Annotated in this window: 9 protein-coding genes; 3 read left to right on the top strand and 6 right to left on the bottom strand. The window is 67.2% G+C overall.

What is annotated here, in order from left to right; genetic code table 11:
• Positions 1 to 230 precede the first annotated feature (230 nt).
• Positions 231 to 680: a DUF192 domain-containing protein gene (locus ACR9ZJ_RS17980; protein ID WP_481282506.1), complete on the top strand. Its 450-nt coding sequence runs from the start codon at positions 231 to 233 to the stop codon at positions 678 to 680.
• A gap of 244 nt (positions 681 to 924) precedes the next feature.
• Here the strand turns inward: ACR9ZJ_RS17980 and ACR9ZJ_RS17975 are convergent, their stop codons facing one another.
• Positions 925 to 1,116, bottom strand: a complete 192-nt coding sequence (locus ACR9ZJ_RS17975; RefSeq protein WP_036116149.1) for a rubredoxin — start codon at positions 1,114 to 1,116, stop codon at positions 925 to 927.
• A gap of 96 nt (positions 1,117 to 1,212) precedes the next feature.
• On the opposite strand from ACR9ZJ_RS17975, the gene thiE reads away from it, so the two are divergent.
• Positions 1,213 to 1,860, top strand: coding sequence for a thiamine phosphate synthase (thiE, locus tag ACR9ZJ_RS17970; RefSeq protein ID WP_481282505.1), 648 nt, complete (start codon positions 1,213 to 1,215; stop codon positions 1,858 to 1,860).
• The gene (gene hemL / locus ACR9ZJ_RS17965) at positions 1,857 to 3,134 is read left to right on the top strand and encodes a glutamate-1-semialdehyde 2,1-aminomutase (RefSeq protein WP_481282504.1); all 1,278 of its coding nucleotides are present in this window, start codon (positions 1,857 to 1,859) and stop codon (positions 3,132 to 3,134) included. The genes thiE and hemL overlap by 4 nt, the downstream gene beginning before the upstream one ends.
• Positions 3,135 to 3,347: 213 nt before the next feature.
• On the opposite strand, the gene ACR9ZJ_RS17960 is transcribed toward hemL, so the two are convergent.
• The 5 genes from ACR9ZJ_RS17960 to mpl all read right to left on the bottom strand — a co-directional run bounded on the left by ACR9ZJ_RS17960 (position 3,348) and on the right by mpl (position 9,230).
• Positions 3,348 to 4,595, bottom strand: a complete 1,248-nt coding sequence (locus ACR9ZJ_RS17960; RefSeq protein WP_481282503.1) for an acetylornithine/succinylornithine family transaminase — start codon at positions 4,593 to 4,595, stop codon at positions 3,348 to 3,350.
• Between the two features lie 371 nt (positions 4,596 to 4,966).
• Entirely contained in the window at positions 4,967 to 6,301 is a 1,335-nt protein-coding gene (locus ACR9ZJ_RS17955; protein ID WP_481288529.1) for a sigma-54 interaction domain-containing protein, read from the bottom strand.
• A gap of 209 nt (positions 6,302 to 6,510) precedes the next feature.
• Complete coding sequence (locus ACR9ZJ_RS17950) at positions 6,511 to 7,329, bottom strand: SDR family oxidoreductase (protein WP_481288528.1); 819 nt, start codon at positions 7,327 to 7,329, stop codon at positions 6,511 to 6,513.
• A 10-nt stretch (positions 7,330 to 7,339) separates the two neighbouring features.
• A complete protein-coding gene (locus tag ACR9ZJ_RS17945; RefSeq protein ID WP_426285674.1) occupies positions 7,340 to 7,942 on the bottom strand; it encodes an LON peptidase substrate-binding domain-containing protein in 603 nt (200 codons plus the stop codon).
• 10 nt (positions 7,943 to 7,952) lie between these two features.
• Positions 7,953 to 9,230 (bottom strand): UDP-N-acetylmuramate:L-alanyl-gamma-D-glutamyl-meso-diaminopimelate ligase, encoded by a 1,278-nt coding sequence (mpl, locus tag ACR9ZJ_RS17940; RefSeq protein ID WP_481288530.1) that lies wholly within the window; start codon positions 9,228 to 9,230, stop codon positions 7,953 to 7,955.
• Positions 9,231 to 9,234 lie beyond the last annotated feature (4 nt).

The following is a 9,234-nucleotide window of genomic DNA, read 5'->3' as shown; positions in this document are numbered from 1 at the left end:
TTCGTCCCGAGGTGAGCCGCCCATTCTATATCGTTTTTCCTTTCCGTCAACACCCTCGTGATGCTTTTTTTCGAGGTGGTTAGCGGAGCGGAACCCTTCGCATGGGAGGCTTTCGTCGCGAGGGATTGAAAGTATAGGCTGAGCCCGAAGCCCTGTGAAGGGGGTTCCGACATCTTTTCGAAAAATACTCGCGCGGTAGACTCCGCGGACTCTCTTCACACTAATAAGGTATGGCGATGATGAAGCGGTTCCTTCCTGCCGCCCTGCTCCTGCTCACCCTCGGTGCGCATGCCGCCACCGGGCCTTCCGTCACCCTGCACGGGAAGCGGTTCTCCACCGAATTCGCCACGGACGACGCGTCGCGCGAGCTGGGATTGATGAATCGCACGTCGCTCGCGGCCGATCACAGCATGCTGTTCATCTTCACCGACGAACAGCCGCGCGCCTTCTGGATGAAGAACACGCTCATCCCGCTCGACATCCTGTATTTCGACAAGGAGCGCAAGCTGATCTCGATGCAGCTCAACGCGCAACCCTGCAAGGCGGATCCCTGCGCCATCTATCCCAGCGACGGCAGCGCGCGCTATGTCCTGGAATTGCCGGCAGGCACCGCGGGCAAGCTGGGACTGAAGCTGGGCGAGCCACTCACGGTCGAGGGCGAGCCCGGCGCCATCCGCTGATCCGGTGAAAGGCCGTGCTGGCAGGGAACACCCACGTGATAGGGAACGAGCGCCGCCGGATCGATGCCGGCAAGCTCGTCCCACTGGTCGTCGAAGGGAATGAATCGCTGCATGACCGCTTCCTCCACGAGTCGGCCACGTTGCGTGGCCCTGGAACCATGGAAGCAGGTTTTTCTGCGCTGACGCTGGCGAAATGGGGCGAAAAGATGTCAGCCCCATCCCTTGATGCTGTGAGCCGGCGGCGTCAGTCCAGTTCGACCATCTCGAAGTCGTCCTTGGTCACGCCGCAATCCGGGCAGGTCCAGGTGTCGGGGATGTCTTCCCAGCGCGTGCCCGGCTCGATGCCCTCGTCCGGCAGCCCCAGGGCTTCGTCGTAGATGAAGCCGCAAACGACGCACATCCATTTGCGAAGGGTGGTTTCGGTGCTCTGGCTCATGGCTTTGCGTACTGTCGTGGAACGGGAAAGTCCCACATTCTGTCACCCCCGGCGCGGCGGCGATAGCGCGGCGCCGTCACATTCCGAAGGACCCCCATGACCTCCCTCCTCCGATCCCCACTCGCCGGCAAGGGCGTCTACGCCATCACCGACGGCCCCCGCGACGATCTCTTCGCCGCCGTGGAAGCCGCTCTCGCCGGTGGCGCGCGCCTCTTGCAGTACCGCGACAAGACGGCCGACACCGACCGGCGTCGCTCCGAAGCCGACGAGATTTCACGCATTTGCGCCCGCTACGGCGTGCCCTTCATCGTCAACGACGACGTCGCACTCGCCCACGAGACCGGCGGCGGCGTTCACCTGGGCCGTGAGGACGTCTCCATCGCCGAGGCCCGCGACGTGCTCGGTCCGGACGCGATCGTCGGCGTTTCCTGCTATGGCTCCATCGAACGGGCCCGGCAGCTGGCCGCCGAAGGAGCCGACTACCTTGCTTTCGGCGCGATGTACCCCTCCACGACCAAGCCCCACGCGCCGGTCGCGCCACACGACGTATTGACGCAGGCACGCTCCCTGGGCCTTCCGGTCGTGGCGATCGGCGGGATCAGCGCCGACAATGCGCAGGCCGTGATCGACGCGGGCGCCGACTACCTTGCCGTGGTCTCCGCCATTTTCGCCGCGCCCGACATCCAGACGGCGACGCGCCGTTTCGCCGACCTTTTCGACCCACGCCCCGGAATCATTCGATGACCACGAACCACGAACTCTTCGACCGCGCCCGACAACTGCTGCCTGGCGGTGTCAATTCGCCCGTGCGCGCCTTCAAGTCGGTCGGCGGCGAACCGTTCTTCACCGCGCGCGCCGACGGCGCGTATCTGTGGGACGTGGAAGGCAAGCGCTACATCGACTACGTGGGTTCGTGGGGGCCGATGATCGTGGGCCACAACCATCCCGCGGTACGCGAAGCGGTCGAGCGCGCGGTGCGGGATGGCCTGTCCTTCGGCACGCCCTGCGCGGCGGAAGTGACCATGGCCGAGACGATCGTTTCGCTGGTTCCCTCGGTGGACATGGTCCGCATGGTGAACTCCGGCACCGAAGCGACGATGTCCGCGATCCGCCTGGCCCGTGGCGCCACCGGCCGCAACAAGATCGTGAAGTTCGAAGGCTGCTACCACGGCCACGGCGACAGCTTTCTGGTGAAGGCCGGCTCGGGCGCCCTCACCTTCGGCGTGCCGACCTCGCCGGGGGTTCCCAAGGCCGCGGCCGACCTCACCCTCACGCTTCCATACAACGATATCGACGCGGCGCGGGAACTGTTCGCCGAGCACGGCGACGATATCGCCGGTCTGATCATCGAGCCGGTCGCCGGCAACATGAACTGCATTCCGCCGAAGGACGGCTATCTCGCCGCGCTGCGGGAGCTGTGCACGCAACACGGCTCGCTGCTGATCTTCGACGAGGTGATGACCGGTTTCCGTGTCGCCCTCGGCGGGGCACAGGCCCACTATGGCATCACCCCGGACCTGACCTGCTTCGGCAAGATCATCGGTGGCGGCATGCCGGTCGGCGCCTATGGCGGCCGTCGCGACCTGATGCAGCAGATCGCGCCCTCGGGCCCGATCTACCAGGCAGGCACCTTGTCGGGGAATCCCGTCGCCATGGCCGCCGGGCTCGCGATGCTCCGGCTGATCCAGGCACCGGGTTTCCACGACGACCTCGCGGCACGGACCGTGCGTCTCACCGACGGCATCCTGGGCGCGGCGCGCAAGGCCGGCATTCCGTTCAGCGTGAACCGCGTCGGAGCGATGTTCGGATTGTTCTTTACGAACGAGACGGTGGAGACCTACGCACAGGCCACCGTGGCCGATGTGGCGTCCTTCAACCGCTTCTTCCACGGCATGCTCGAACGCGGCGTGTACCTGGCGCCGTCGGCCTTCGAGGCGGGATTCGTGTCGAGCGCGCACGGCGAGGCGGAGATCGAGGCGACGATCGACGCGGCGGCGGCGGCGTTCGCCGCGCTGTAACGCGATCCGGCCGCACCGTGGGAGGCCGATTCACCGTGGAAGGCCGATTCATTGTGGGAGGCCGATTCACTGAGGGGGCTGAATCACTGTGGGAGCCGCTTCAGCGGCGATGGGCGCTTGCGACACCCTTGCCCGCTGCCGCGGGATCGCCGACAAGGTCGGCTCCCACACGTGCTTGCATCGATCACACGTGCTTGCCGCATGCGGGCGCTATCAGGCGACCTTCGCTTCCTGCGCGAACTCGGCCAGCGTGGCGTGCAGGCGCTCCAGGCCCTCGGCCACCTCTTCGTCCGTGATCGTCAGCGGGGGCACGATACGCAGCACGTCCGGCCCGGCCTGGAGGATCAGCAGGCCGTGGGCGGCGGCGATGTCCAGGATCTCGCCCGCGCGGCCCTTGTATGACGCGTCGAGGACGGCGCCCAGCATCAGGCCGCGGCCACGTACTTCCGAGAACAGCTGGAATTCGTGGTTGAGCTTGTCGAGGCCCTTGCGGATGTCGTTGGACTGGCGCTCCACGTTGAGCAACACCGCGGGCGAAGCGATCTTGGCCAGGGCCACGCGCGCCACCGCCGCGCCCATCGGATTACCGCCGAAGGTCGTGCCGTGGGCACCGAACTGCATGACCTCGGCCACCTTCGGTCCCGCCAGCATCGCGCCGATGGGAAAGCCGCCGCCGAGCGCCTTGGCCAGGGTGACGATATCGGGCGTGACGTGGTCGTGGCTGTGCGCGAACAGCGTGCCCGTGCGACCCATGCCGCACTGGATCTCGTCGAGCACCATCAGCGCGCCGTGCTCGTCGCACAGTTCGCGCACCTTCTTCAGGAAGCCCGGCGCGGCCGGCATCACGCCGCCCTCGCCCTGCACCGGTTCGAGCATGACGGCGGCGACGCCTCCCTGGGCGAACGCTTCTTCCAGTGCCGCGGGATCATTGAAGGGCACGTAGCGGAAGCCGCCGGGCAGCGGCTCGTAGCCTTCCTGGTATTTCGGCTGCGCGGTGGCCGTGACCGTGGCGAGGGTACGGCCGTGGAACGAGCCCTTGAAGGTGACGATCACCCGCTCTTCCGGGGTACGCCCCTGCGAAGCCGCCCACTTGCGCACCAGCTTGATCGCGGCCTCGTTCGCCTCGGCGCCGGAATTGCACAGGAAAACGCGCTCGGCGAACGGCGCGTGGTCCACCAGCTCCTGCGCCAGGCGCAAGGGCGGCTCGGAATAGAAGACATTGCTGGCGTGCCAGAGCTTGTGCGCCTGGGCGACCAGCGCCGCGACAAGGTCGGGATCCTGGTGGCCGAGCGAGTTCACCGCGATACCGGCCCCGAAATCCAGGTAGTCCCGACCTTGCGTGTCCCACACCCGCGCGCCCTTGCCGTGGTCGAGCACGACGTCGCGCGGACGGTAGACCGGCAGCCAGTAACGCTTGCCCAGGCCGAGAAGGTCGGAGGGATCGACAGGATGCGACGACATCGGAACGGACTCCCGGCTCCGGCGGCGCCGGAACCCATGCAAGGATGGATGCGCATGCACGCGCGTGAAAAACGCATCGTATAAGGCGATGGGCGCCTCGACAACGTGGGACGTGTGTCTCCCCTGCAACGGCGTGTTACACGTCGCTACACCGGCTGAACGGCCGGCGTCCGGGTCGTCGCGGAAAATTCCTTGCGAATCAAAGCATCGGCATGATGGCACGACGCTTGCTCCCATCCAGGGGCAAGGCCCTGTGAAGCCGCGTGGTTCGCTCGCCCGACGACCCTGCCAAGCCGGACGAACGAATGGGGACTCCCGGTCCTTCCGAGGACCGGGAGTTTTCTTTTCCGGGGCGGGTGGAACCGGTGCCGTCAACGCAACTGATCGAGGGCCAGTTGATGCTTCTTGCAAAGCCGATAGACGGTGACGCGGGAAACGCGCAGGCGGCGCGCGCATTCGCTGATGTTGAAGGCGCTCGCGCGCAGGCAATCGACGATCGCCTCGCGCTCGGCCGAGGTGCGCGCGCTGCCCAGGCTGTCACGATCGCCAGCGGTCGCGTCCAGGCTCAACTCCAGGTCTTCCGGCGTGATCAGCGCATCCTCGGCGATCACCGCCGCGCGCTGCACGCGGTTCATCAACTCGCGCACGTTGCCGGGCCATGCGAACGCGTTCATCGCCTTGCGCGCATTCGCACTGAACGCGCGGGCCCGCGTTCCGTAACTCTCGCGGAAGGCGTCGAGGAAATGCTGCGCCAGCACTTCGATGTCGCCCTGGCGCTCGCGAAGCGGCGGCATGCGCAGGCGCAGCACGTTGAGGCGGTAGAACAGGTCCTCGCGGAAACGCCCCTGCATGACCGCCTTTTCCAGGTCCACATGGGTCGCGGCGAGCACGCGCACATCCACCTTGATCGACTGGCAGCTGCCGATCCGCTCGATCGTTCCCTCCTGCAATACGCGCAGCAGGTTGGTCTGCGCGTCCAATGGCAGGTCACCGATCTCGTCGAGGAAGACGATGCCGCCGTCGGCGGATTCGAAGTGGCCGATACGCCGCGCGGTGGCCCCCGTGAAAGCCCCGCGCTCGTGACCGAACAATTCCGACTGCACGAGGTTGGCCGGCAAGGCGCCGCAATTGATCGCGGCGAACGGGCGGTCGCTGCGCGAGGAAATCTGGTGCAAGGCGCGTGCGGCCATCTCCTTGCCCGTACCGGTCTCGCCCGTGATCAGCAAGGGCAGTTCCACGGGCGCGAACTTGCGGATGTTCTGCGACAGCGCGCGGATGGCCGGGCTGCTGCCGGTCAGCATGCTGGGCTGCTCGTCGACAGCCGCCGTCCTGTCCCCGGGAACGCGGGCGAGGGCGCGGCGCAAGGCGCCGAACGACGAAGGACCGTCGATGATCTCGAACGCCTGCGGCAATACATGGCGAACGGAAGGATCGCGCGCCGGCGTTCGCGCGCTGGTCAGGCCGATCCACACCATGCCGGGATGCGACTCACGCAACCCGGCGAGGACTCGCACCGCGGCTTGCGCACTCGTGCGCAAGTCCACCACCGCGATGGCGGCGTCGCCGCATTCGGGCGGTTCCGCATCCTGGCGCGCCGGGTCGGCGACCAGCGTTCGCCAGCCTGCCCGGATCAGCCCGAAGTGTTCCTCGACGCTCGGTCTACCCACCCAAACGACGCAACGTCCCGTCGATTCCCCGCGCGACATGCCTGCTCCTCACCATTTCGTGGCCTGCTGCCGGCTTCGCGGGCTCGTCTTCGGACCCGCCGCCGGCACCCCTGCAGGCCGGCAAGCCCCACTTCGCCGCCCGCATTCCCAGCAGCGACGACCGGCCCGACGTTATACCCGCTTGCCGAAAGCGGCCATACGCCAAACGAGCTAGCCTGACGAGCGGCAGTCCATCGCTGACGCCGTAGTCATAGAAACAGGTCGGGTAACAGCGTATTTCCCGGTGCGACGGCGTAACGGTCGAAGTCGCGCACGCCCTCTTCCCGCAAGACGTCTTCGTCGATGCAGAAATGGCCGGTGAAGTCGCGTGACGGCTTCGTGAGGATCGCGTGAGCGGCGTCTGCCACGATCCCGGGCGTGCGGCAATGCTCAGGACGCACCGTGTCGCCGAGCATGGCGATGGCAGCGGTCGCGATCACCGTTCGCGGCCACAACGCGTTCACCGCGATGCCCATCGGGGCGAATTCCGGCGCCATGCCGAGCACGCAATGGCTCATGCCAAATTTGGCGATGGTGTACGCCACGTGCGGCGCGTACCAACGTGGATCGATGCTCGGTGGCGGCGAAAGCATCAGCACATGTGGATTGTCCGCTTCCTTGAGGAACGGCAGGCACGCCTGCGTCGCGAGGAAGGTGCCACGCGTGTTCACCTCGTGCATGAGGTCGAAACGTTTCATCGGCGTGTCCTCCACGCCGGCCAGCCAGATCGCGCTGGCGTTGTTCACCAGGATGTCGATCCCGCCGAAACGTTCCGCGGCGGTGGCGGCCGCCATGCGCACTTCGGCTTCCTCGCGGATATCCACCTTGAGCGGCAGGGCCACGCCGCCGGCGGCTTCGATCTCCGCGGCGGCGGTATGGATGGTGCCCGGCAAGCGCGGATTGGGCACGTTGCTCTTCGCCGCGATGACGATATTGGCGCCGTCACGCGCGGCGCGCAGGGCGATCGCAAGCCCGATACCGCGCGATGCCCCGGTGATGAACAGCGTCTTGCCGGCGAGCGTCGTCATGGCCGATGCCTCATGCACGTTGGAAACGCGGAAGGATATCGCGCAGTTCCGCAAGGCGTTGCAGGGGATCGGCGAGTTCGAGCATGTGCTGGCACTCGTCCGGATCCAGCGGCAGCAGCTCGGACAGACGGAACCCAACCCAGCTCGCGTCGTCCGCCTTCGCCGCCACGTCGTTGCGCCACGGTGGCGACATCTGCTCGGAGAGGCGCTCCAGGATGGTGGCCAGCAAGCCGAACTCGGCCGGCAAGGGAATGGTTTCCTCGTCTTGCCAGGTGGCGATGTCGCCGCGCACCTGGCCGTCCGAACGCACGCGCGTGCGCATCACCCGGAAGCGCCGCCCGCCCTCGGCGACGATGCCGAGCAGGCCGTCTTCACGGGTGTGGAAATCGGTGATCGTGGCCAGCGTGCCCACGGCGGCGGGGACGGCGGGCTGCCCCGCCTCGCGGCCTTCGAGGATCATGCACACGCCGAAGGCCCGGCCGGTGCGCGCGCATTCGCGCACCAGGTCGATGTAGCGCGGTTCGAAGATGCGCAATTGCAGGTGACCGCCCGGAAAGAGGACGTTCGACAGGGGAAACAGCGGAAGGTCGAGCGCGGGCGTGGTCGCGGCCATGCCCGTGAGTCTAACCCGCGTCCAGCGCCGCGAAGAAGCGCCGCGGCGCTCCTTCGAAGCCGCCATTGGACATGAAGACGACGTGGTCGCCGTCGCGTGCTTCCGCCGCCAGCGCCGCGACGAGTCCGTCCACGGTGGGCGAGGTGGCGCCGCGGCCGTCTAGCGCGGAGGTGACCTTCCCCGCATCCCAGGCAAGCTCGGGCCGGTGCAGGAAGACCACGCGGTCCGCGTCGGCCAGCGAAGGCGCGAGTGCCTCGGCATGTGCCCCGAGCCGCATCGAGTTCGAACGCGGTTCCAGCGCCACGAGGATGCGCGCGCCGCCGACCTTCGCCCGCAAGCCCGCCAACGTGGTGGCGATGGCGGTGGGATGGTGGGCGAAGTCGTCGTATACGGTCACGCCACGCGCCGTGCCGATGAGTTCCATGCGCCGCTTCACGCTCGCGAAGTCGCCGAAGGCGGGCAGCAACGCGACGGGATCGGCGCCGGCCGCCGTCGCCGCGGCGAGCGCGGCCAGCGCGTTCATGACGTTGTGCCGGCCCAGCGATTCCCAACGGACCTCGCCCAGCGGCATGCCGGCGCGGTGCACGCGGAAATGCGAGCCATCGGAGGACAGCAGTTCGGCGCGCCAGTCGCCGGCGTCGATGCCGAAAGTCTCCACCGGCGTCCACGCGCCCATCGCCAGCACCTCGGCCAGGTAGGCGTCTTCGGCGTTGACGATCAGGCGGCCGTTGCCCGGGACGGTGCGCACCAGGTGGTGGAACTGGCGCTGGATCGCCGCCACGTCGGGGAAGATGTCCGCGTGGTCGTATTCGAGGTTGTTGAGGATCGCGATGCGCGGCCGGTAATGGACGAACTTGGACCGCTTGTCGAAGAAGGCCGAATCGTATTCGTCGGCCTCGATCACGAACGGCTTGCCTTCGCCACGCCGCGCCGAGACATCGAAGTTCCCCGGCACGCCGCCGATCAGGAAGCCTGGCGAGAGGCCGGCGGATTCGAGCAGGTGCGCCAGCAGGCTGGTGGTCGTGGTCTTGCCATGCGTGCCGGCCACCGCCAGCACCTCGCGCCCGCCGAGCAGGGTCTCGCCCAGCCATTGCGGCCCGGAGATGTAGCGCAGGCCTTCGTCGAGCATGTATTCCACGGCGGGGTTGCCACGCGTCATGGCATTGCCGACGACGACCAGGTCAGGCGCGGGCTGCAGGTGTTCCGCCTTGTAGCCCTGCATCAGGGCGATGCCGAGATCCTGCAACTGGGTGCTCATGGGCGGGTAGACGTTCTGTCTCTTATACACATCT

It is taken from the genome of Luteibacter sp. KNZ12-1A, assembly GCF_056755675.1.
The sequence above is the reverse complement of the archived record's forward strand: the minus strand, read 5'-3'. Positions and strand labels throughout refer to the sequence as shown.